At 71.3% G+C, this 20,304-nt stretch carries 26 protein-coding genes and 4 pseudogenes; 19 read left to right on the forward strand and 11 right to left on the reverse strand.

Annotated elements, in window-relative coordinates; genetic code table 11:
* Nucleotides 1-15 precede the first annotated feature (15 nt).
* Entirely contained in the window at nucleotides 16-351 is a 336-nt protein-coding gene (locus LP418_RS09460; protein WP_257956090.1) for an STAS domain-containing protein, read from the reverse strand.
* 118 nt (nucleotides 352-469) lie between these two features.
* Between LP418_RS09460 and LP418_RS09465 the strand changes: the two are divergent.
* The 5 genes and pseudogenes from LP418_RS09465 to LP418_RS09480 all read left to right on the forward strand — a co-directional run.
* A pseudogene (locus LP418_RS09465) lies at nucleotides 470-1,093 on the forward strand (DEAD/DEAH box helicase); the annotation flags it as partial.
* Between the two features lie 307 nt (nucleotides 1,094-1,400).
* Nucleotides 1,401-1,967, forward strand: coding sequence for a helicase-related protein (locus LP418_RS09470; protein ID WP_336276048.1), 567 nt, complete (start codon nucleotides 1,401-1,403; stop codon nucleotides 1,965-1,967).
* Nucleotides 1,889-2,059, forward strand: coding sequence for a hypothetical protein (locus tag LP418_RS32925; protein ID WP_442940248.1), 171 nt, complete (start codon nucleotides 1,889-1,891; stop codon nucleotides 2,057-2,059). The genes LP418_RS09470 and LP418_RS32925 overlap by 79 nt, the downstream gene beginning before the upstream one ends.
* Nucleotides 2,050-2,838 carry a Zn-binding domain-containing protein gene (locus LP418_RS09475; RefSeq protein WP_257956091.1) on the forward strand — a complete coding sequence of 263 codons (789 nt, stop codon included), beginning with the start codon at nucleotides 2,050-2,052 and terminating at the stop codon, nucleotides 2,836-2,838. Before LP418_RS32925 ends, LP418_RS09475 begins: the two co-directional genes overlap by 10 nt.
* Nucleotides 2,839-2,847: 9 nt before the next feature.
* Complete coding sequence (locus tag LP418_RS09480) at nucleotides 2,848-3,150, forward strand: hypothetical protein (RefSeq protein ID WP_257956092.1); 303 nt, start codon at nucleotides 2,848-2,850, stop codon at nucleotides 3,148-3,150.
* 4 nt (nucleotides 3,151-3,154) lie between these two features.
* Here the strand turns inward: LP418_RS09480 and LP418_RS09485 are convergent, their stop codons facing one another.
* The 9 genes and pseudogenes from LP418_RS09485 to LP418_RS32930 form a co-directional block, all read right to left on the reverse strand.
* A complete protein-coding gene (locus LP418_RS09485) occupies nucleotides 3,155-3,502 on the reverse strand; it encodes an Rv3654c family TadE-like protein (protein ID WP_257956093.1) in 348 nt (115 codons plus the stop codon).
* Nucleotides 3,499-3,864, reverse strand: a complete 366-nt coding sequence (locus LP418_RS09490) for a TadE family protein (RefSeq protein ID WP_257956094.1) — start codon at nucleotides 3,862-3,864, stop codon at nucleotides 3,499-3,501. The genes LP418_RS09485 and LP418_RS09490 overlap by 4 nt, the downstream gene beginning before the upstream one ends.
* Before the next feature lie 2 nt (nucleotides 3,865-3,866).
* Nucleotides 3,867-4,043, reverse strand: a complete 177-nt coding sequence (locus LP418_RS09495; RefSeq protein ID WP_257956095.1) for a DUF4244 domain-containing protein — start codon at nucleotides 4,041-4,043, stop codon at nucleotides 3,867-3,869.
* Between the two features lie 202 nt (nucleotides 4,044-4,245).
* Nucleotides 4,246-5,736, reverse strand: coding sequence for a hypothetical protein (locus LP418_RS09500; protein ID WP_257956096.1), 1,491 nt, complete (start codon nucleotides 5,734-5,736; stop codon nucleotides 4,246-4,248).
* Between the two features lie 62 nt (nucleotides 5,737-5,798).
* Complete coding sequence (locus LP418_RS09505; RefSeq protein ID WP_257956097.1) at nucleotides 5,799-6,335, reverse strand: type II secretion system F family protein; 537 nt, start codon at nucleotides 6,333-6,335, stop codon at nucleotides 5,799-5,801.
* A gap of 168 nt (nucleotides 6,336-6,503) precedes the next feature.
* Nucleotides 6,504-7,271, reverse strand: a complete 768-nt coding sequence (locus LP418_RS09510) for a type II secretion system F family protein (RefSeq protein ID WP_257956098.1) — start codon at nucleotides 7,269-7,271, stop codon at nucleotides 6,504-6,506.
* Nucleotides 7,271-7,669 (reverse strand): ATPase, T2SS/T4P/T4SS family, encoded by a 399-nt coding sequence (locus tag LP418_RS30620; RefSeq protein ID WP_336275951.1) that lies wholly within the window; start codon nucleotides 7,667-7,669, stop codon nucleotides 7,271-7,273. The genes LP418_RS09510 and LP418_RS30620 overlap by 1 nt, the downstream gene beginning before the upstream one ends.
* 19 nt (nucleotides 7,670-7,688) lie before the next feature.
* Nucleotides 7,689-8,051, reverse strand: a complete 363-nt coding sequence (locus LP418_RS30625) for an ATPase, T2SS/T4P/T4SS family (RefSeq protein WP_336275952.1) — start codon at nucleotides 8,049-8,051, stop codon at nucleotides 7,689-7,691.
* A gap of 28 nt (nucleotides 8,052-8,079) precedes the next feature.
* Nucleotides 8,080-9,444 (reverse strand): annotated as a pseudogene (locus LP418_RS32930) (hypothetical protein); the annotation flags it as partial.
* Nucleotides 9,445-9,609: 165 nt separating this feature from the next.
* Between LP418_RS32930 and LP418_RS09520 the strand changes: the two are divergent.
* From LP418_RS09520 to LP418_RS30640, 4 genes and pseudogenes are all read left to right on the forward strand, one after another.
* Nucleotides 9,610-10,137, forward strand: a complete 528-nt coding sequence (locus tag LP418_RS09520) for a hypothetical protein (protein WP_257956099.1) — start codon at nucleotides 9,610-9,612, stop codon at nucleotides 10,135-10,137.
* Nucleotides 10,137-11,243 carry a hypothetical protein gene (locus LP418_RS09525; RefSeq protein WP_257956100.1) on the forward strand — a complete coding sequence of 369 codons (1,107 nt, stop codon included), beginning with the start codon at nucleotides 10,137-10,139 and terminating at the stop codon, nucleotides 11,241-11,243. Before LP418_RS09520 ends, LP418_RS09525 begins: the two co-directional genes overlap by 1 nt.
* 30 nt (nucleotides 11,244-11,273) lie before the next feature.
* Nucleotides 11,274-11,699, forward strand: a pseudogene (locus LP418_RS30635) (HAD-IB family hydrolase); the annotation flags it as partial.
* A 140-nt stretch (nucleotides 11,700-11,839) separates the two neighbouring features.
* Nucleotides 11,840-12,073 carry a hypothetical protein gene (locus LP418_RS30640; RefSeq protein ID WP_336276171.1) on the forward strand — a complete coding sequence of 78 codons (234 nt, stop codon included), beginning with the start codon at nucleotides 11,840-11,842 and terminating at the stop codon, nucleotides 12,071-12,073.
* A gap of 280 nt (nucleotides 12,074-12,353) precedes the next feature.
* Here the strand turns inward: LP418_RS30640 and LP418_RS09535 are convergent, their stop codons facing one another.
* Nucleotides 12,354-13,049 (reverse strand): oxidoreductase, encoded by a 696-nt coding sequence (locus LP418_RS09535; RefSeq protein WP_257956101.1) that lies wholly within the window; start codon nucleotides 13,047-13,049, stop codon nucleotides 12,354-12,356.
* Nucleotides 13,050-13,098: 49 nt separating this feature from the next.
* Between LP418_RS09535 and LP418_RS09540 the strand changes: the two genes are divergently transcribed.
* The 10 genes and pseudogenes from LP418_RS09540 (at nucleotide 13,099) to LP418_RS09580 (ending at nucleotide 20,206) form a co-directional block, all read left to right on the forward strand.
* Nucleotides 13,099-13,932, forward strand: a complete 834-nt coding sequence (locus tag LP418_RS09540; RefSeq protein WP_442940249.1) for a class I SAM-dependent methyltransferase — start codon at nucleotides 13,099-13,101, stop codon at nucleotides 13,930-13,932.
* A gap of 210 nt (nucleotides 13,933-14,142) precedes the next feature.
* Nucleotides 14,143-14,703, forward strand: coding sequence for a hypothetical protein (locus LP418_RS09545; protein ID WP_257956103.1), 561 nt, complete (start codon nucleotides 14,143-14,145; stop codon nucleotides 14,701-14,703).
* Between the two features lie 195 nt (nucleotides 14,704-14,898).
* Complete coding sequence (locus LP418_RS09550) at nucleotides 14,899-15,216, forward strand: hypothetical protein (RefSeq protein WP_257956104.1); 318 nt, start codon at nucleotides 14,899-14,901, stop codon at nucleotides 15,214-15,216.
* A gap of 16 nt (nucleotides 15,217-15,232) precedes the next feature.
* Complete coding sequence (locus LP418_RS32935) at nucleotides 15,233-15,340, forward strand: hypothetical protein (RefSeq protein ID WP_442940151.1); 108 nt, start codon at nucleotides 15,233-15,235, stop codon at nucleotides 15,338-15,340.
* Nucleotides 15,341-15,456: 116 nt separating this feature from the next.
* Complete coding sequence (locus tag LP418_RS09555) at nucleotides 15,457-16,164, forward strand: hypothetical protein (protein WP_272496325.1); 708 nt, start codon at nucleotides 15,457-15,459, stop codon at nucleotides 16,162-16,164.
* Nucleotides 16,091-16,498, forward strand: a complete 408-nt coding sequence (locus LP418_RS32940; RefSeq protein ID WP_442940152.1) for a calcium-binding protein — start codon at nucleotides 16,091-16,093, stop codon at nucleotides 16,496-16,498. Before LP418_RS09555 ends, LP418_RS32940 begins: the two co-directional genes overlap by 74 nt.
* Before the next feature lie 480 nt (nucleotides 16,499-16,978).
* Nucleotides 16,979-17,830: pseudogene (locus LP418_RS09565) on the forward strand (histidine kinase); the annotation flags it as partial.
* A gap of 257 nt (nucleotides 17,831-18,087) precedes the next feature.
* Complete coding sequence (locus LP418_RS09570; protein ID WP_257956970.1) at nucleotides 18,088-18,324, forward strand: LytTR family DNA-binding domain-containing protein; 237 nt, start codon at nucleotides 18,088-18,090, stop codon at nucleotides 18,322-18,324.
* The gene (locus tag LP418_RS09575; RefSeq protein WP_257956105.1) at nucleotides 18,321-18,686 is read left to right on the forward strand and encodes a hypothetical protein; all 366 of its coding nucleotides are present in this window, start codon (nucleotides 18,321-18,323) and stop codon (nucleotides 18,684-18,686) included. Before LP418_RS09570 ends, LP418_RS09575 begins: the two co-directional genes overlap by 4 nt.
* Nucleotides 18,683-20,206, forward strand: a complete 1,524-nt coding sequence (locus LP418_RS09580) for a sodium/solute symporter (protein ID WP_257956106.1) — start codon at nucleotides 18,683-18,685, stop codon at nucleotides 20,204-20,206. The genes LP418_RS09575 and LP418_RS09580 overlap by 4 nt, the downstream gene beginning before the upstream one ends.
* Nucleotides 20,207-20,304: the final 98 nt, after the last annotated feature.

Genomic DNA, 20,304 nt, shown 5'->3' on the forward strand with positions numbered 1-20,304 from the left:
GCTCGAGAGGGGTCGTCAGCTGGCGACGAACGGGTCGACGGAGTCGTGGATCACGAACACCTTCGCCAACCCGGTGATGCGGAAGATCTTGAGCAACCGCTCCCGGGAGCAGATGAGCTCGAGCGAGCCGTCGTGGGCGCGGACCTTCTTGAGCCCGCCGACGAGGACGCCCAGACCGGTGGAGTCGAGGAACTCGACTGCCTCGAGGTCGATCACGATGTTGTAGGAGCCGCCGCTGACGAGCTCGGTGATCTGGTCGCGCAGCCGGGGCGCGGTGTAGACGTCGATCTCGCCGCCGACCGCAACGATGGCGCGACCATCTTCCTCGCGGGTCGCAAGGGTCAGATCCACGACTGCTCCAGTTCGGAAGAAATCCACTCGAAGCAGGACGCCCCGAATGCTGCCGGGAGTTATCAAACCATGAGACCTGTGATCCATGCAGGTGCACCCTTGCCCCGGGGATGACTCGATGTCGGTCCCGTTTGCCACACTGCGCACCGTGAGCACCCGTGGCGGACCCCTGCATCGCCGGGTGGACGACGTCGTGTCGCGCCTGACCTCCGTCCCCGGTCGTGAGGATCGGCTGCGCCATCTCGAGATCGTCCCGCCGCGCCCGGCGGTCTCCGCGCCGTGGCCCTCATGGGTCGCCGACGACGTCCGGGCGGCCTTCGAGCGGGCCGGGGTCGCCGCGCCGTGGCAGCACCGGGCGGCGGCAGCGGACGCGGCACAGGCAGGGCAGCACGTCGTGCTCGCCACGGGGACGGCGTCGGGCAAGTCGATGGCCTACCAGCTGCCCGCACTCACTGCGATCCGCGCCGGTCGGGGTCGGCGCGGCGAGCGTGGCGCGGGTGTCCTCTACCTCGCCCCGACGAAGGCGCTGGCCAACGACCAGCTCACCTTCATCTCCGCGCTGGGCCTCGATGTCCGCGTGTCCACGCACGACGGCGACAGCACTCGCGAGCAGCGCGACTGGACCCGCGACTTCGGCGAATACGTCCTGACCAATCCCGACATGCTTCACCACTCACTGCTCCCCCGGCACGCGCAGTGGGCGTCCTTCTTCGGGTCGCTGCGCTACGTCGTGGTCGACGAGTGCCACCACTACCGCGGCGTCTTCGGTGCGCACGTCGCACACATCTTGCGGCGGCTGCGACGGATCTGCGCGATGTACGGCGCACACCCGACCTTCGTCCTGGGCCTCGGCCACCGTCGCCGAGCCAGAGGTCGCCGCCGGCCGGCTGACCGGCCTCGACGTGCTCGCGATCACCGCCGACCACTCGCCCCGGGGGCAGGTCTCCCTGCTGCTGTGGGAGCCGCCGTTCACCTCCTACGCTGGCGAGAACGGAGCGCCGGTGCGGCGGGCCGCGTCGTCGGAGGTCGCCGACCTGCTCGCCGATCTCGTGGCCGAGGACATCCGGACCCCGGCGTTCGTCCGGTCGCGGCGCGGAGCCGAGCAGGTGGCCGCCACCGCCGCCGAGCTGCTGGCCGAGGTCGATCCGTCACTCCCGCGCCGCGTGGCGTCCTACCGCGGTGGCTACCTGCCCGAGGAGCGCCGCGAGCTCGAGGCCGCGCTGCGCCGCGGCGACCTGACGGGGCTGGCCGCGACCAACGCGCTGGAGCTCGGGATCGACATCAGCGGGCTCGACGCGGTGCTGATCGCGGGCTTCCCCGGCACCGGGGCCGCCCTGTGGCAGCAGATCGGGCGCGCCGGGCGCGGCGCCCGCAGGACGCCCTCGGGGTGCTGGTGGCGGGCGCCGACCCGCTGGACACCTACCTCGTCAACCATCCACAGTCGCTGCTGGGCCAGCCGGTCGAGGCGACCGTCTTCGACCCGAACAACCCCTATGTCCCGGGCCCCCACCTGTGCGCGGCCGCGCAGGAGCACCCGCTGGCGGAGGAAGACCTGCCGCTGTTCGGCGACAACGCGCGTCTGGTCGTGGACCAGCTCACCGACGCCGGCTTGTTGAGGAAACGACCGCGCGGCTGGTTCTGGACCGACCGTCGTCGCGCCAGCGACCCGGCCGACATCCGCTCGAGCGGTGGCGCCCAGTGCAGCTGATCGAGGCGGAGACCGGGCGGGTGATCGGCACCGTCGGCGGGTCGAGCTCGCACGGCACCGCCCACGCGGGCGCGGTCTACGTGCATCGCGGCGAGACGTGGCTGGTCGAGTCGCTCGACCTCGAGGAGCACGTCGCGGTGATGCACCGTGCCGAGCTGCCCTACTCGACGTCCGCGCGCGAGATCACCGACATCTCGATCGTCGCCGAGCGCGAGCACCGGATGTGGCAGGACTGCCGCCTCTCGCTGGGCGAGGTGGACGTCTCGCACCGGGTCGTCTCCTTCCTCAAGCGCCGACAGCCGAGCGGCGAGGTGATCGGCGAGGAGCTGCTCGACCTGCCCGAGCGGTCGCTGCGCACGACCGCGGTGTGGTGGACGGTGCCCGGCGACGTACTCACCGAGAGCGGTCTGGCCGCTGCCGACGTCCCCGGCGCGGCGCACGCCGCCGAGCACTGCTCGATCGGGCTCCTCCCTCTCTTCGCCACCTGCGACCGCTGGGACATCGGCGGTGTCTCCACGGCGCTGCACGCCGACACCGGTCGGCTCACGGTGTTCGTCTACGACGGCCACCCGGGAGGTGCCGGCTTCGCCGAGCGTGGGTTCCACGCCGCGTTGGAATGGCTCACCGCCACCCGTGAGGCCATCGCGAGCTGCGAGTGCCTCGAGGGCTGCCCGTCGTGCGTCCAGTCCCCCAAGTGCGGCAACCAGAACAGTCCGCTCGACAAGCGCGGGGCCGTCGCGCTGCTCGACCTGCTGCTGGTCGGAGCCCTCGCCGAGTAGCCTGCGAGCATGGTCATCCTCGGATTCCTTCTCGTCCTTGCCGGCGCTGGCGCCATCGCCGCGGCGCTCTTCGCCAGCGACCCCGGCACCGGTGCCGAGCTGCTCGGCTTCGACATCAGCACCATCGAGACCTTCTTGCTGGGCGTGGCCGCAGGCGCCGCAATCCTGTTGGGCCTCTCGATCATCAAGTGGGCCACCAAGCGCAGCATCGCCCAGCGCAAGGAGCGCAAGGAGCTGAACAAGCTCAGCGAGCGTCTCGACCGCGCGGACTCGGAACGCCGCGCCGACGACGTGCCGGACGAGAAAATCTGACGCTTCACCCGGCCGGGCCCGCCCGCGCCTCGGCGGTGACGTCGTAGCGGCGGTCAATGAGCCGCGGACCGGTGACCGTCACCGCGACCGTGACGACTTGACCGGCCGGGTGGCACTCGTCGAGAGTCGCTCCGTTGGCGTGCGAGATCGTCGCTGCAGCGGCGCAGGCGTCCGTGCCCGCCACAGCAGCAGCGGCGCCAGCGAGTGCGGCGAGGTCTGCCGCTGCCCGGGCCGTTCGCTGGGTGAGCACGATGGCCGCGACCCCGCCCAGTGCGAGGCCGACGAACATCAGCAGTCCGGTCACGGCCGGGACGAACAGGGTCGCCGACCCGCGCTCGCCGCCTCCGCTCACGCCTCCTCCAGCACCGCGACCGCCCGGGACCGGACCGTCACGCCCGGGAGGAAGTCGAACAGCCCACCGGGGCCGTCGACCCGTGCGCTGGCGGTCGCCGCGACCCGGCCGCCCGCCAGCTCCAGCTCGATGTCCGCCCCGGTCGGCGCGATGGTGGCCCCCAGAGCCCCGGCGGCCGACTCCGAGTCGCCCCGCGCCATGGAGCGCGCGGACTCGCGGGCGGCGTCGACCACCCTGATCTGTGCGGAGGCCGCCGCAAGCAGCCAGACCGGGCCGACGGTCACCGCCAGCACCAGTGGCAGCCCGAGTGCGAGCTCGGCCGTCGCGGCTCCCCGCTCGCACCCGGACCGCCGCCGGCGCACGCTCACTTGATCCCCAGCAGGCCCGGGACGTGGTCGAACAGGGTCTTGAGCAGCTGGTCGCCGAAACCGCCGCTGAGCAGCTTGTAGAGCAGGCCGGCAAACCCGGCCCCAGCCGCCGTGCCGACGGCGTATTCGGCTGTCGTGATGCCGGCCTCATCGCGTCGTGTCCTCGTCACCATGGAAGTCACCTCTCGTCGAGGCATCCCCCATGGATGCCCTCGAGGTCCGACTCTCGAGGAGACCACCGACCTCGTGCACCCGAGCGCCGCGCGGCCTGTGGAGAGCCCCGCGCCGACCCCTCCTGTGGATGGATAGCGGTCGGTGGTCAGCTGCGTGATCGTGATCGTCGCGGGGCCGATCAGTGGCTGTTCGTGAGGCGGGTCATCTGCTTGTGCGGACTTCTCCCGATGCCCCGGGGGCGGGCACGAGTGTCCGTCGTGGGTCGATCAAGGACAGCAGGGCACTGCGCATCGTGACGGCGAGGGTCGCCACCCGGGCGGTGCACTGGGGGGTGGCGGGGTGGAGTGCCTCCAGGAACGTCCCGCTCGGCAACACGTTGACCCACGCGTGCATCTGGTCGCTGAGCGGCACGTGGCCGAGGAACCCCCGGGCCTCCGTCTCGCGCCACTCCCGCCAGCCGGGTGTGCGCGTGGACTCCATGAAGGAGACGACGAGGCCGGGTTCGACGGAGACTCCGAGCAGGTCGCCGACGACGGGCAGCGGGATGCGACCGGCGGGGGCCGAGAGGGACCGGGCAGCCGAGACGTCCGTGGCCGTCTCACGCAGGTCGGCCGCGGGATCGACGTCGACCACCGGGGAGCAACGCCGGCGAACCACCCGATCGAGCCCGGGTGGGCGGCGGAGCGCCCGTGGGTCGACATCATCGCCCGCACGGTCGACGGTCCGGGGCCTTCCTGTACGGCGATGGCCCGGAGCAGCATCGCGATGTAGGTCAGCGCGGTGGACGTGCCCGAGGCGCGACACAGCCGGGCGAAATCGTCGGCCTCGCCGCTCCCGGCGACGGGCAGCGACACCATGGCGTGGCTGCACCGATCCCCGCGGCGAACCCCCGACGCGGCAGGGAGTCCGGGGACGCCCCCGGACTCGTCGAGCAGTGCTCGCCGGGGGACGGAGGTGCGGATCCGTCGCTGTGAGGGACCCGGTGAAGTCGCGTTCGGCCGCTGCGTGGTCGAGATGACTGGCCGTGAGGGCGAGCGCCGGGTCGGGCGCGTCCTCGGCCGCGAACGTGCGGTGCAACCGCGGGAGCTCGTCAGCCACGGAGTACATCGAGTAGCCGTCGAAGGTGACGCGGTCGAAGGCCGCGAACAGCGTGACCCGCTCCTCGGACTCGACCGTCACGAACCCGGAGAACGGCCGGGCCGACGGGTTGGCGGTGGCAGCGAGGTGGCGCACCAACACCCGGTGCACGGCCGCCGAGGTGTCGTGGAACCCCGGGGACACCGCCTCGAACTCGACCAAGCCGGGAGGGAGCAGTCGGCGCGCGAAGACTCCTCCGGACGAGCCCGGGACGTAGTCGCAGCGCAGGCTCTCGTGCCGGTCGAAGAGGCTGGCCGGGGCGGCGGCGACGGATGCGGGCTGTGCGTCGGCCGGGTGGCAGGCTACGCCGATCCACGGCGCCTCGTCCGGGTCGTCGTGGATGCGACCGATTGCCGACAGCAGATGTCGCCCCCGGTCGTGCGTCAGTGGCCGAACATCATGCGGGCAGGACTCGAACGCTGCGTTGCTGGCGGACGTCGGCAGCCATGCCGTGAGTTCGCCAGGGACGCACGTCTCCCACCCCGAGATGAGATAGACGCAAACCCCTGCCTCCCTGCTGGGTTTCGCTTCCTCCCACGGCGATCGAACCTGCACCGCTCGTGTAAACGGGTGTTACCTTCGAGGAGGGCATGCCTCACTGTCAAGGCGGCATCGCGCTACGGCGTGATGGACGACAGCAACCCGGCCACGGTGGGCACGATGCCGATCAGCAGGAAGGCCGGTAGCAGGCACAACCCCGGGGGCACCGCTGCCTTCACACCCACCGCGCGGGCGCGGTCCTCGACCGATGCCAAGGAGGAGCGCTCGAGCTCGTCGGCGAGCCTCTCGACCGCGTCGGCGACTGAGCTGCCGCTGGTCTCGGCCCGGGCGAGGGTGCGACCCGGGGCAGCCAGGACGTCGTCGTCGACCAGCCCACCCCACACGTGCACCGGATCGACCCCCATCCGCAGTCGGGCAAGCGCGCCGTCCAACCGCGCGGAGGTCGGTCCCGGGCAGGCCCTGACGACCGACGCCAGCGCGGCCTGCGGGGAGGCACCTGCGCGGGAGCGCGCACGAGAACAGGTCGACGAAGTGCGGGAGCTCGCGGTCGGCGGCCTCGCGCTCTCGGCGTACGGCGCTGGGCTCCGACCTCGCGAGCGCGACCCACGCAGCGGCGGCCGCGGCTGGTGCGGCCACCACGCCGATCGGCCCACCCGGGAAGAGCCCGGCGCCGAGGCCGGCCAACAGGCAGAGCGCCGGTCGCCAGCGGCCCGGCCGGGCCGGGACGGGCACGTCGGCCACAGGCGGGCGCGTCCGCAGGGTCGCGCGCGGGGGCACCGGGAGAACGGTGGCCGGGCCGGACAACAGGGCCGCGAGCACGGTCATCGAGGATCCGCCCGGTCGGCGATGGCTTCGATCCACCACAGCCCGGCGATCCCGAACCCGAGACCGGCCGCCAGACATCCCCATCCGATGGGGGTGTCGAGCAGGAAACGCCACGGGGTGCCCCCGGCGCCGGACCCCATCCCGAGGGCGACCACCGGCAACGCCGCCACGAGCCGGGCCGTGGCGCGCGCGGAAGCCAGCTCCGAGGCGACGACGCGTTGAGTCTGGCGTTGAGCGCGGATGCGCGCGGCGACCCGGGAGACGGCGTGCGCGAGCCCGGTGCCAGAGTGGTGGGCAACCTGCCGGGCCGCCGCGACGACCCGGAGGTCACCGGCACCCGGAGTGGCGGCCACCCGGCGCAGGGCAACCGGGACGTCCGAGCCCGGGGACCACGCATCCAGCACGGGCGAGAGGCCGGGCCATCGACGGGCCGCCTCACCCAGCGCCGGGCCGGGCGGTCGACCAGCGGCCAGCTCCGCGGCCGGGACCTCGCACGCGTCGAGCACCCCCACCGCCGTCAGCGCTCGCTCCCGACGGTCACGACGGCGCTGCCAGATGAGCCGGCCACCGGCCGCCGCGAGCACGGAGGCCATGCCGGCCGCGCTGGCGCGGGGCGGCAGCCAGCCGCTGACGAGTCCCCAGCCTGCGATCCCGGCCACCCCGATGAGCACCGGTCGCCAGCTCCGGGTCGCGCCGGTCAGGCGCCCTGACGGAACCAGCAGCCGGGTCGCGAGTGCCGCCAGGCCGACGGCCAGCAGGACCATCAGCCGACCCGATCGGTCAGCTGGGCCGATCCGGGACCCCCGGTCATCCGACCGTCAGCGTCGAACTCGACGGCGGTCGCTATCGAGACGGTCCCCGACGCAGACCGCACGGGAACACCGACCTGAGTGACGCGGCGGCAGCCGTCGGGAGCACGAGCCACGTGGATCACGGCGTCGAGGGCGGAGGCGAGCTGGCTGTGGGTCGCGTCGCGGGGCAGCCCGGCGGCCGCGGCCAGCGCCTCGATCCTCGCCGGCACGTCGCCGGCCGAGTTGGCGTGCAGCGTGCCGCAGCCGCCCGCATGCCCGGTGTTGAGGGCGGCCATCAGGTCGACCACCTCCGCACCTCGCACCTCACCGACCACGAGCCGGTCGGGTCTCATGCGCAGGGCTTGGCGCACCAGCGTGTTCAGGGTGATCTCACCGGCGCCCTCGATGTTCGCCGGTCGCGCCTCCGAGGCCGAGCACGTGCGGATGTGTCGGTCGCAGCTCGCTCGCGTCCTCGACGAGCACCAGTCGCTCGCTCGGATCGACCAGCCCCAGCAACGCGGCCAGCAGCGTCGTCTTGCCCGAGCCGGTGCCGCCACTGACCAGGAACGCCAACCGGGACTCGACGATCGCGCCCAGCACCTCCGCGCCCGCCGGGCTCACCGAGCCGGCCGCGACCAGGTCTGCCAACGAGAAGGTCCGTGCCGAGGGGACCCGCAACGAGATGGTCGTGCCGGGGCGAGACGTCGGGGCCAGCACGGCATGGAAGCGGGGTGCCGTCGGGCAGTCGGACATCGGCGTAGGGCGTGGCGTCGTCGAGCCGCCTGCCACCGGTCGAGGCAAGCCGCTGGGCGAGCCGGCGAACCGCGGCGTCGTCTCGGAAGCGCACCGATGTCAGTCGCAACCCGTTGCCGTCGTCGACCCAGACCCGGTCGGCACCGTTGACGAGCACGTCGGTGACGCCGGGTTGTCGCAGCAACGGCTCGAGCGGCCCGGAGCCCGGGACGTCTCGGCGCAGCGCGTCGTGGACAGCCAGCACAGTGGCGTCACCGACCGGCCTCCCGGCAGCGCGCATCGCCTCCGCCACGCGGTGCGGCGACAGGTCGCCGGGCGTCGCGGCCAACCGCTCGCGGACGTCGTCGATGACCCCGGCCTCCAGCTCGCTCATCACGCGACCTCGGCCGGGAACGCGGCGACCGCCCTGCCCGGGGGCGTACGGCGATGACGGACCGGCCCGAGGCCGAGGTCGACGGCCTCGGCGAGCCCGCGCTGCTCGGGGACCTCGAAGGCCACGGCCACGCCGGTCGCCGCGGTGAGATCGCGGGCCGAAACGGCGCCGCGCCGCGTCGCGAGCCGGATGCGCGACGTGTCGGACATCGGGTCGACCAACCTCAGCGTCGATGCGATGCCACTGACGGTCGCGGGCGTCACCGCGAGCACGAGGTCGCACCGTGCCATCAGCTCCGCCGACACCACGCTCGCCCGGCGGGCCGGGTCGAGGACGACCAGCGCGTGCCCGCGCTGCCCGGCCGCGAGCACGTCTCGCAACGTCGACAGGGGCGGCGGCGTCGCCGGACCCGCCGCCCGAGGTCAGCACGCCGGTGCCGTCGCGTCGCGGCACCGCCTCTCGCAACGACCGCGAGCCGAGTCGCCCTGCGGAGGAGGCCGGGTCGTCCCATCGCACCCCCGGGGTCTCGTCCAGTCCGAGCAGCCGGTCGAGGCCGGGCCCGACGGGGTCGGTGTCGATCACCGGGGGCAGGCCCGTCACGCCCGGCCACCCGGCCGAGCGCGCACGCCAGCGTCGACGCGCCCGCGCCGCCGGCCCCGCCGACGACTCCGATGACGAGACCGCGTCCGGGCGACTCCTCGACGTCGGCCAGCAGCGCACCCACGTGCGTCTCCCCGCCGGCAGCTCCACCACGGAGCTGGCCCCCACGCCCGGGGCGAGCCGGAACACCTCCGTGGCCGGCGCATGGGAGATCACCACGACACCCGCCCGAGGCGGTGGCGCAACGGCCACGACGTCGGCCAGCACGTCGTCCCCGATCACGACCAGCGGAGCGATCGACCGAGAAGCTAGGGCGACCACGGCGTCACCGCACACCTCGAGCTGGACGCCCGCCCCGGCGGCGAGGCGGGAGAGGTCGTCGAGGAGCGAGGGATCACGGGTCAGGACCAGCGGCTGCATGTCCCGACCTTCGCCGACACCGGGGACATCGCGCCGACACGCGAGCCGCCACCTGTGGACAGGGCGCGACACACACCACCTGTGCGTGGTTTCCGGTCCGTGGTTTCGGTGGGCGTCCACGAGGGCAGGAAGGGACCACTGACGAGAACCACGAAGGAGCAGGTCATGGGGGACAAGCAGGATCCGGAATCACCGAACTACTTCCCGAGCTCGGACGGCGGCAGGGACGTCGGTGACGTCGGATCGGGCGACGACTTCGGCGCCGACACCTACAAGCTCTACCTTGCCGGCCGAGTCCTGATCCCGACGACTGCCAACCTCTACTCGGAGAACACCAACGGCATCTACGACCTCGGGACCACAGCCGCAGGACTCGCTTCGAAGCACCCCGCCCTGATGTCCCTCAGCGCGATCCCGGAGCGCATGCATCACGCGCTGTACAGGACGAGTCAGAGCCTTCACCAGACAGCGGAGGCCTTGGTCGAGATCGCGGACGACTACGTCCGCACCGACGAGGCCGCACGCGACGAGTTCCTCGTCTACCTGAAGGACGACCGAGTGCTCGACAAGGACGAGAACTCGCTTCCACCCCTGCGTACAGACCAACTGCCCGAGGACTACGTCAAGCCCATCGACCCGGGCACCTACGGCACACCCCCCGAAGTTCCCGGACCCGGAAGGCGCAACCTCTGATGGCGATCGACGAGACCTACTCGGTCAGCGGTTTCTACGAGACCCTCCATGAGGCCTGCGACCTCCTCGCCGAGCTCTACTACATCGACAAGGCTCTGGACTACTTCGAGGAGAGCCAGCACGGTGGGATCCCCAACAACAACGCCTTCTCCAACACCTCGGACTACGCGATCGTCGAGTTCAACCACATGGGCTGGACCCACCCGTTCGACAAGAACGTCACTCGCGGCAACACCCAGCCGAGCTTCGACGATTTCAGGGAAGAGGCCGAGGGGAAGCTGAAGGAGTGGGCCGACGAGGGGAGCACCTGGGCCCGGGGCATTCGGGAGTGGGTTGTCGAGTACGCCACTGACCTGTTGTCCGAGCGCCAATCGGAGTTCGACTTCATCATCGAGAGGACAGCGGACACGGCGAACTCCCCGGCCCACGACGGCGCGGAGGATTTTGGTGGTCTGTCGGAGAATCTCGGGGCGTGGAAGGGTCGGACCCGAGATGCCTTCGTCAATGACTGGTACAAGCCCTTCAAGGACATCCGGAGCAACCACTGCTTCGTCCCCGGGCGAGTCTCGGCCTGCTACGCGGTGGCGAATGGAGTCACGTCCTCGGCGCAGCATGCCCTCATGAACGCGGTCGAGGCGACCAAGCAGGCCGCCGACGACCAGCTCCGCAAGCGCCGGGACGACAATCGTGGACAGAGCACCAAGGACGCTCTGGGCTTGCTTTCCTCCCTCACGGGATTTCTCGGGGCAGTGACCTTCGCGATCCCGCCGGCCTCCGCGACCTTCGGCATCGTCAGCGCGACGTCCGGCCTCGCGTCGGCCACGATCCCCGCTGGCGCCCGTGAGACGGTCACCGTCGAGGGAGCGAGCGCCAAGGAGCTGGAGTCGAGCCTCGACGAGCTGATCCGGGGGCGGTCAGGTCCCGGACCGAAGGACTCGACGAACTGGCGTCCGGTGCCAAGCACGACATCGCGGAGATCACGACCTTCATGGACGAGCGTGAGGCCGAGTTCCGCCTCTACCCGCGTGCTCCCGGCATCGGCAAGCACCCCGACCCGAACGGGTTCCATCACGAGAGCAGCAAGCAGTACTGACGTACGCCGCTGAGGCGGCAGTGCGGCCGCCTACGATGGCGCCATGCCCCGCCCCACAGCGGCCTTCTTCGATCTCGACAAGACGATCATCGCGAAGTCGAGCACCCTTGCCTTCAGCAAGCCCTTCCGAGCCGGGGGCCTGATCAGCCGGCGCGCGATGCTGCGCAGCACCTACGCCCAGTTCGTCTTCCTCGTCGGCGGCGCGGACCACGACCAGATGGAGAAGCTGCGCCGCTTCATGTCGGCGATGTGCGCGGGCTGGGACGTCGCGACGGTCCGCGAGATCGTCGCCGACACGCTGCACAACATCGTCGACCCGCTCGTCTACGACGAGGCAGTCAGCCTGATCGAGGAGCACCACCTCGCCGGGCGTGACGTCGTGATCGTCTCGACGAGCGGTGCCGAGGTCGTCGGCCCCATCGGCGAGATGCTCGGCGCCGACCGGGTCGTCGCGACCCGGATGGAGATCGTGGACGGCAAGTACTCAGGCGAGATCGAGTACTACGCCTACGCCGAGGAGAAGGCGCGCGGATCCGGGAGCTCGCGCTGCACATCGGCTACGACCTCGAGAACAGCTACGCCTACAGCGACTCGATCACCGACGTCTCCATGCTGGAGACCGTGGGCCACGCGCATGCCGTCAACCCCGACAAGGAGCTGCGCAAGGTCGCGGTCGAGCGCGGCTGGCCGGTCCCGGTCTTCAACAAGCCCGTCGAGCTGCGCAGCCGCGTGCACTTCCCGCCGGCCGGGCAGACCCTCGCTGCACTCGCGGTCGGTGGCGCAGTCGCCGCCGGCGGCGGCGTCCTGTGGGCGAACGCCCGCAAGCGCCGGTTCGAGGGATAACGAGCACCCATCAACAGGCCGGGATGTCAACCCTTGTGAGTCGGCCGAAGTCGGCGTACACATGAGGACACAACTCAAGAGTTTGCACGTGAGCCGGGTACCCACGCGGCGATCTAGCCTCTCGAAGAGGTCGCGTGTCACCGGGAATCTCCCGGGACCGCAGTTAGAAGTTGCACGCCTGATAGCCGAGTCTTCACGTGTCAGCGACGGCATCCGATCCTTGTGGTCGGATGCCGTTCGCATTCGCGGCTATTCCGCCGTACGCCGCAGCGGTGACGCTTCAGCGCCCCACGACGAACGCCTCGGCGGCGTAGATCACCCACGCGTGCACGCCACGCGGCCCGCCCTCGGCGTAGCCGCGCAGGTTGGACTCGTACTGCGCCCGCAGGGCCAGTGCCCGGCCTCGGGCACGACCAGCGACTTCCGAGTCGACACCGCGCGCGACGAGCACCAGCCGCTCGAGCGCCCGCGCGACGATCCCGTTGTGCGACGCGAACGGCGCCGCCGTCGCGACGTCGGCGTGCACGACGGCCGCGACGAGCAGGGCCGGCGCGGACGTGTCCGAGAGCAGCAGCTCGGAGACCCCGCGCAATCGGTCGGCAGAGGCCGCGTCGCGAGGACGACCGAGCGAATCGTCAGGCACCGATCCGGACGCAACCACCGCATGCAGCTCGGCGATCGCCTGCAGCGGGGCGGTCCGGATCAGCGGCGCGAGCGCCAGCATCGAGGTCGAGAGCCGCAGCGCGTCCTGCGCGATCGCGTCGCCGTCTCCGGCGCGGATCTCGGCCAGCGTCGAGGCCGACCCCTCCAGCACGGCACTGGCGTGCGCACCCCTCAGGAGCGACTCGGCCGTCATCTCGGGCGACGTCCGTCGCAGTCCGCGGTCGCGCAGCATCACGTCGATGCCGTCGCGCGCTGCGGCGTACGCCGAAGGCACGCCCTCGAGGCCCACGAGCCGTGCAACGGGATCAGTCACAGTGGAGGACGCTAGTAGCCTCGATCGGGTGACTGACGAGCAGCCCGACATGAAGCGCCTCTCCGAATCCTTCGGGGCCGTGGCCGAGGCCTATGACCGCGGCCGTCCGTCCTATCCAGCCGATGCTGTCGCGTGGTTGCTGGACGGCGACGCCAAGATCGTGCTGGAGCTCGGGGCCGGCACCGGCAAGCTGACGCGCGAGATGGTCGACCAAGGTCACGCGGTCTTCGCGACCGAGAAGGACCCGGCGATGCTCGAGGTGCTGCAGCAGCGGGTGCCCGAGGTCAGCGCCAAGGTCGCCGGCGCCGAGGAGATCCCCGCCAACGACCGCAGCGTCGACGTCGTCGTCGCCGCGCAGGCCTTCCACTGGTTCGACCACGAGCTGGCGATCCCGGAGATGGCGCGGGTGCTGAAGCCCGGCGGTCACGTCGCGCTCGTGTGGAACTTCTTCGACAAGAAGATCCCGTGGGTGCGCAAGCTGGTCGACGTCGTCGGCGGCGGTGCCGGCATCGGAATCGCCGGCGAGCAGGACGCCGGTCCATTTCCCACGAGTTCTCGGCCGAGTCCGACCTCTTCGGTGAGATCGAGCACAAGACCTTCTCCTTCTGGCAGGACGTCGATCGCGACACCCTCGTCGACATCGTCGCGTCGCGCTCCTACATCGCATCCCTGCCCGACGACGAGCGCGAGGCCGGGCTCGACGCCGTGCGCGCGCTCTACGACGACTACGGCCGCGGCCACGACGGCATGCAGCTGCCCTACGTCGTCGAGTGCTTCCGCGCGAAGGTCATCGACCAGCGCGACGCGGCAACCGAAGTGCCTTCCGACGCATCACAGGAGGGTCCGATCGTTTCGGACGGCACCGACACAGACATGCTGCTGATCGACTTCCGCTAGGCAGCGCTCCAAGGAGACCTGCCATGCGTCGTACGGCGACACTCACCGCGCTTCTGTTCGGCGCCACGCTCCTTGCGCCGACCGGCGTTGCCACCGCCGTCGGAGAGACCTGCCGGGGTGAGGCCGCCACGATCGTCGGCACCGACCCCCGGTCGTGGGGACCGACACCACGCTCCATGGCACCGAGGGTCGTGACGTGATCGTCACCGGCGCGGCGCACGACGTGCGCGCCCTCGGCGGCGACGACCTCGTCTGCGTCGCCGGGCTGCCCAACCGTGTGAGCGTCAGGGTCGACGCTGGGCCCGGCAACGACGTCGTCGACACCGTGGCCGCCACGACGCCGGTCCGGACCGAGCTCGGATCCGGGGCTGACACCCTGCACGGGGGCCCGACCAGCGACGACGTCAACACGAGTGGATACATCTCGGAGACCGGCCAGCAGATCCCCGACACCGAGCGCGACGTCGTTGACACTGGTGCCGGACTCGATCGAGTCGCCAGCAACTCCGACGGCGCTGTCAACCCGGACGTGATCACCACCGGGCCGGACTCCGACTACCTCTACGTGGAGGGTCCACTGGCAGCCGACGGTCGACTCGACGGGGGGCACGGGTGGCGCTCGCCTCGAGACCAGGGATCGACGCCGGGGCACTGGTCGTGGACGCCGCGACCGGCACGTCCACCCTCGACGGCCGGGACTGGATGCGGTGGACCAACATCGGCGCACTGGGCTTCATCGTGGATCGGGTCGACCTGACCTACACCGGGTCGCCGGCCAACGACGGTCTCGATGTCTGGACGACTTGGGGGGCCAGCGGAGATCCCTCTGTCACGGCCGATCTGGGAGCCGGGGACGACCGCGTGACCCTGTCAGGCAACCCGTCGTTCGGGCACGACGTCGATCGACGCCGGGAACGGACGTGACACCGTCGAGATCAACGGCACGAGGGAAGTGAAGGCCGACCTGCGGGCGGAGACCGTCCGATGGGGTGACGTCACCAGCAATCTCGTCGGCGTCGAGAATGTCTCGGCCTACGGCACTGACGTGCGTGTCATCGGTGACGACGCCGGCAACGTCCTGTCGGTCGGTGGCTGCACCACGCGCGCGGTCGGCGGCAAGGGCGCCGACACGTTGGAACGTCGAGGAGGACAGATCGACGGTCCTCGCGTCGACTGCGCCGAGACCGGGATGACCTTCAACGGCGGCCCCGGCAACGACCGGCTCGATGGATCCCGGCAGTCCGACGTCCTACGCGGGGGCGCGGGGTAGCGACCGGCTCATCGGCATGCAGGGCCGCGACACTCTGGCGGGCGGCTCGGGTCGAGATACTGCACTGGGCGGTCCCGACCGCGACAGGTGCATTGCCGAGGTCAAGAAGTCTTGCGAGCGATGAAGGTTGTGCGCCGTACGGCGACACTGACCGCCCTGCTTTTCGGAGCCACGCTCCTTCTGCCAACCGGAACGGCTTCCGCGACAGGCGAGACCTGCCGAAGCAAGCCGGCCACGATCGTGGGAACCGGCCCCACGGTGACAGGCACCCCCGGCGACGACGTGATCGTCACCGGCACGTCCCTCACGGTGTTCGCCGACGCGGGCAACGACCTCGTGTGCGTGACGTTCGTGCCTGCCTCCGTCAAGATCGACGCGGGAGACGGCGACGACATGATCGATGCCACCGCGGCCGGGTTCGGAACGAACTCATCACTCCAGTCGGGCCACGACCTGTACCTCGGGGGCCAAGGAGTCGACCTCGTCACGGCCAACGGTGCGGACGACGTGGTCCCGGGCGGGGCTGGTAGCGACAACGTCACGTTGTTGACCTCCCAGACCGACACCACGGTCATCGGCAGCTACGACGGCGGCACCGGCGATGACGTGATCTTCGTGGAGGATCGGCTGGCGGACGTCGGCATGCAGCTCGACAAGCAAGTCGTCGTCGACGGCATCGTGATTGCTGACATCACCGGCTTCAACACTGGCGGCGTCAGCGCACACCGAGTCACGCTCAAAGGCAGCGATGGGGACGACACCCTGTACGCGTCGGGGATGCGACATCCTCATCAACGGGGCTGGCGGCGACGACAGGGTCACTGCCCAAACCGACGAGCAGGGCCTCCCGCAACCATGCGACCAAGACACTCTGTTGGCCGGTGGGTCTGGGGACGACAACCTCGTCGGCCGGACTGGGAACGACCGGCTCTCCGGCAATGCGGGTGACGACAAGCTCCACGGCCTCGCCAACGACGATCTGCTGCGCGGCGGCACCGGCGACGACAAGCTCTTCGGCGGAGGCGGTGACGACCTGCTGCGGGGCGAGCGTGGCGGCGACAGGTTGATCGGCAACCGTGGCCGCGACACCTTGTACGGCGACCGGGGGTCGAGACATAGCCGGGGGTGGCGCAGGCCGCGACAGATGCGACGCCGAAGTCGAACGCCGCTGCGAGAGTCAATGATCAACCACGAGGACAGCGGTAGTTTGCGGCCACCGGTGGCTGCGGAATACCGCTGTCCTCGCGACCGAATCGGCAACTCCTGCGAGCGAACTGACTAGTCTCACCCCATGTGGCGCTGGCGGCGGACCCACCTCGGCACGGAGGCCGACCGGGCGACCTTCCGCACGCTGCACACCGCGTCGCTGGCCGCGCCTGCGCTGCGTGAGGGACTCACGCAGACTAGCGCCGAGCGCAGTGTCCGGCACCTGCGCGCGCTCCTCGGCACGCCCGCGGCGGCCCTGACCGACACCAGCGGTGTGCTCGCGTGGGACGGCGCCGGGCACCACCACGCGGCGGAGGTCCCCGACCTCCCCGACGGCGCGCCGACGCGGATCTCCGCGACCACCTGCGCGACGCCGGGCTGTCCCGTGCGCCAGCTCGTCATCAGCCCGCTGGTCGTCGAGGAGCTGCTCGTCGGCACCCTCGTCGTCGGCGCACCCAACGCCACCGGCAGCCTCGTCCGGGCCGCCAACGAGGTCGCGGCCCGGGTCTCCGGGCAGCTCGAGCTGGCCAGCCTCGACGACTCGCGCACCGCGCTGATGGAGGCGGAGGTGCGAGCCCTGCGCGCCCAGATCAGCCCGCACTTCATCTACAACTCGCTGGGCGCCATCGCCAGCTTCGTCCGCACCGACCCCGACCGGGCCCGCGAGCTGCTGCTCGAGTTCGCCGACTTCACCCGCTACTCCTTCCGCAGCCACGGCGACTACACGACGCTGGCGGAGGAGCTCCGTTCCGTCGAGCGCTACCTCCTCCCGGAGCAGGCCCGCTTCGGCGACCGGCTCAAGGTGACGCTGCGGATCGCTCCTGAGGTGCTGCCCGTCGCCGTACCCTTCCTGTGCATCCAGCCCCTCGTCGAGAACGCCGTCCGCCACGGACTCGAGGCCAGTGCCGACAAGGCCGACGGGGTCGGCCACCTCTCCATCACGGCCCGCGACCTCGACCGGGAATGCGTCATCGAGGTCGAGGACGACGGCAGCGGCGAGGATCCTGAGCGCGTACGCCGCGCGCTGGCCGGGGACACGTCCATGGACTCCGTCGGCCCGGGCAATGTCGACGCACGGCTGCGCAACGCGTTCGGAGACGACTACGGTCTGGTGGTCGAGACCGCCCCCCGGCGCCGGCACCAAGGTCATCGTCCGGGTGCCCAAGTTCGCCCCGGGAGTGCAGCTATGACGCCGCTGAACGTCCTCGTCATCGACGACGAGCGACCCGCGCTCGACGAGTTGGTCTTCCTGCTCGAGCGCGACCCGCGCGTGGGCACGATCCGGGGCTGCGACTCCGCGACCGAGGCCCTGCGGGTGCTGCAGGACCGGGCCGTCGACGCGGTCTTCCTCGACATCCAGATGCCCGGCCTGACCGGACTCGACCTCGCCCGTGTGCTGGCCCGCTTCAAGGCACCGCCGCCGATCGTGTTCGTCACCGCGCACGAGGAGCACGCGGTCGACGCGTTCGAGGCTGCACGCCGTCGACTACGTCCTCAAACCGGTGCGCGAGGAGCGCCTCGCCGAGGCCGTTCGTCGCATCGTCGCCGCCACCTCGCCCATGCCGAGCGGCGACACCCAGATCCCCGTCGAGCGCGGCGGCGTCACCCCGCTTCATCTCCCGCAGCGACGTCACCCACGTCGAGGCGCAGGGCGACTACGCGCGCCTGCACACCGCCCACGACTCCCACCTCGTCCGTACGCCGCTGTCGACCCCGGCAGACGACTGGGCCGACGCAGGGTTCATCCGGATCCACCGCTCGTTGCTCGTCGCGCTGGCCCACGTCTCCGAGCTGCGCGTCGACTCCGGTCGCGCCAGCGTCGTGGTCGGCGGCCACGAGCTGCCGGTCAGCCGGCGCCATACCCGCGAGCTCCGCGAGCTCCTGACGCAGCGCAGGACATGACCGAGCGCGTCCGGGTCACCGGGCCGCCGCGCCGCCGCGCCGCCTCGGTGCGGTCCGGGACCCGGGAGATCGACGCGGGCACGGAGCTGGGCCGCGTCTACATGGAGTCCCTGCTCCGCGAGCAGCTGCGACTGGCGCTGGGCATCCTCGCGCTGCTCGCCGTGACGGTCGGCAGCCTGCCGCTCGCCTTCCATCTCGTGCCCGGGCTCGCGGACGTGCAGGTCGGACCGCTGCCGCTGTCGTGGCTGCTGCTCGGCGTCCTCGTCTACCCCCGGTTGCTGACGCTCGGCTGGGTCTACATCCGCCGCTCGGAGGCCAACGAACGAGACTTCGCCTCCCTCGTGGAAGAGGTCGAGCGATGAGCACCGACGTCGTCCCCGGCTTCGTCGCGGTCGTCCCGGTCACCGTCGCGACGCTCGCGATCGGCACGTGGGGACTGCGGTTCTCGCGCACCACCAGCGACTTCTTCGTCGCCTCGCGCACCGTCCGGCCAGGACTCAACGCCAGCGCGATCGGCGGTGAATACCTCTCCGCCGCCTCCTTCCTCGGGGTCGCCGGGCTCGTGCTCACCTTCGGCGCCGACATGCTCTGGTATCCGGTCGGCTGGACCGCCGGCTACCTCGTCCTGCTCGTCCCGGTCGCCGCTCCCCTGCGCCGCAGCGGCGCCTACACGCTGCCCGACTTCGCCGAGGCCCGGCTCGGCTCGCGCGGCGTGCGCGCCCCTCTGCTCGGTGCTGGTCGTGGGCATCGGTTGGCTCTACCTGCTGCCACAGTTCCGGGGCGCCGGGCTCACGCTCCGAGCCGCCATCGGCGCCCCCACGTGGGTCGGCCCGCTGGTGGTCGCGCTGGTGGTGCTGATCAACGTCGGGTCTGGCGGGATGCGCAGCATCACCTTCGTGCAGGCGTTCCAGTACTGGCTCAAGCTCACCGCACTGCTGCTGCCCGCCTGCGTGCTGCTCGCGGTGTGGGTCGGCGACGGTGCGCCCGACCCGACGATGGGGGTGGTGCGGGTGCCGACTACTGGTCGCTGCCGCTCGGCTCCGGAGGCGGCCGGGGCCTCTACGTCACCTACTCGCTGATCGTCGCGACCTTCCTCGGCACCATGGGTCTCCCCCACGTGGTCGTGCGGTTCTACACCAACCCCGACGGCCGCGCCGCCCGCCGCACCACCCTCGTCGTGCTCGCGCTGCTCGGCGCGTTCTACCTGCTGCCTCCGGTGTACGGCGCACTCGGCCGCATCTACGCCGCCGACCTCGCGACGGCCGGCTCGGACGCGCTCGTGCTCGAGCTGCCACGGCTGATGGTGGACGGCCTGCTGGGCGAGGTGCTCACCGGCTCGGTCACCGCCGGCGCGTTCGCCGCCTTCCTGTCGACGAGCTCCGGACTGTCCATCGCCGTGGCCGGGGTGCTCTCGCAGGACGTCACCGGCCGCCGCTTCGGCACGCACCGGCTCTCCGGGATCGCCGCCTTCCGGGCCGGTGCGGTGGTCGCAGTGGTCGTGCCGGCGATGGTCTCGATCGCCGCACCCGACGTCGGCGTGGCTCGCACGGTGGGGCTCGCCTTCGCGGTCGCCGCCTCCACGTTCTGCCCGCTGCTGCTGCTCGGCATCTGGTGGCGCGGGCTCACGGCTGCGGGCGCGATCGCCGGGTTGACGGTCGGCGGGCTCGGGTCCGGCCTCGCGGTCGGCTGGACGCTGGTCACGTCCGAGACCACGGGGTGGGTCGCCATACTCCTCGGACAGCCGGCGGCCCGGAGCGTGCCCGCGGCCATCGCCACGATGGTCGTCGTCAGCCGCGCGACGCACAGCCGGGTCCCGGCGCACGCGGGCCGGTTCATGGTCCGGCTGCACACGCCGGAGTCCGTGGACCTGCAGCGCGGCTGACCGTTCGTCGCGCCAGACCGACCGTTCGCCGATGGGGTCGAGCCACCCGGCGACGTACACCCCGTCGGACCTGCCGTGGCGCGGGCGCCCGGTGCCAC

It is taken from the genome of Nocardioides sp. B-3 (genome assembly GCF_024703895.1).
Lineage (GTDB): Bacteria > Actinomycetota > Actinomycetes > Propionibacteriales > Nocardioidaceae > Nocardioides.

Bases quoted from the DNA above. Each gene is read 5' to 3' on its own strand.
- LP418_RS09520 (WP_257956099.1), top strand. From the start codon at position 9,610: ATGGGGGACAAGCAGGATCCGGAATCACCGAACTACTTCCCGAGCTCG.
- LP418_RS09495 (WP_257956095.1), bottom strand. From the start codon at position 4,043: ATGGTGACGAGGACACGACGCGATGAGGCCGGCATCACGACAGCCGAA.
- LP418_RS09525 (WP_257956100.1), top strand. From the start codon at position 10,137: ATGGCGATCGACGAGACCTACTCGGTCAGCGGTTTCTACGAGACCCTC.
- LP418_RS09580 (WP_257956106.1), top strand. From the start codon at position 18,683: ATGAGCACCGACGTCGTCCCCGGCTTCGTCGCGGTCGTCCCGGTCACC.
- LP418_RS09540 (WP_442940249.1), top strand. From the start codon at position 13,099: ATGAAGCGCCTCTCCGAATCCTTCGGGGCCGTGGCCGAGGCCTATGAC.
- LP418_RS32935 (WP_442940151.1), top strand. From the start codon at position 15,233: ATGCAGGGCCGCGACACTCTGGCGGGCGGCTCGGGTCGAGATACTGCA.
- LP418_RS09480 (WP_257956092.1), top strand. From the start codon at position 2,848: ATGGTCATCCTCGGATTCCTTCTCGTCCTTGCCGGCGCTGGCGCCATC.
- LP418_RS09510 (WP_257956098.1), bottom strand. From the start codon at position 7,271: ATGGTCCTGCTGGCCGTCGGCCTGGCGGCACTCGCGACCCGGCTGCTG.
- LP418_RS30640 (WP_336276171.1), top strand. From the start codon at position 11,840: ATGCTGGAGACCGTGGGCCACGCGCATGCCGTCAACCCCGACAAGGAG.
- LP418_RS30625 (WP_336275952.1), bottom strand. From the start codon at position 8,051: ATGTCCGACTGCCCGACGGCACCCCGCTTCCATGCCGTGCTGGCCCCG.
- LP418_RS09575 (WP_257956105.1), top strand. From the start codon at position 18,321: ATGACCGAGCGCGTCCGGGTCACCGGGCCGCCGCGCCGCCGCGCCGCC.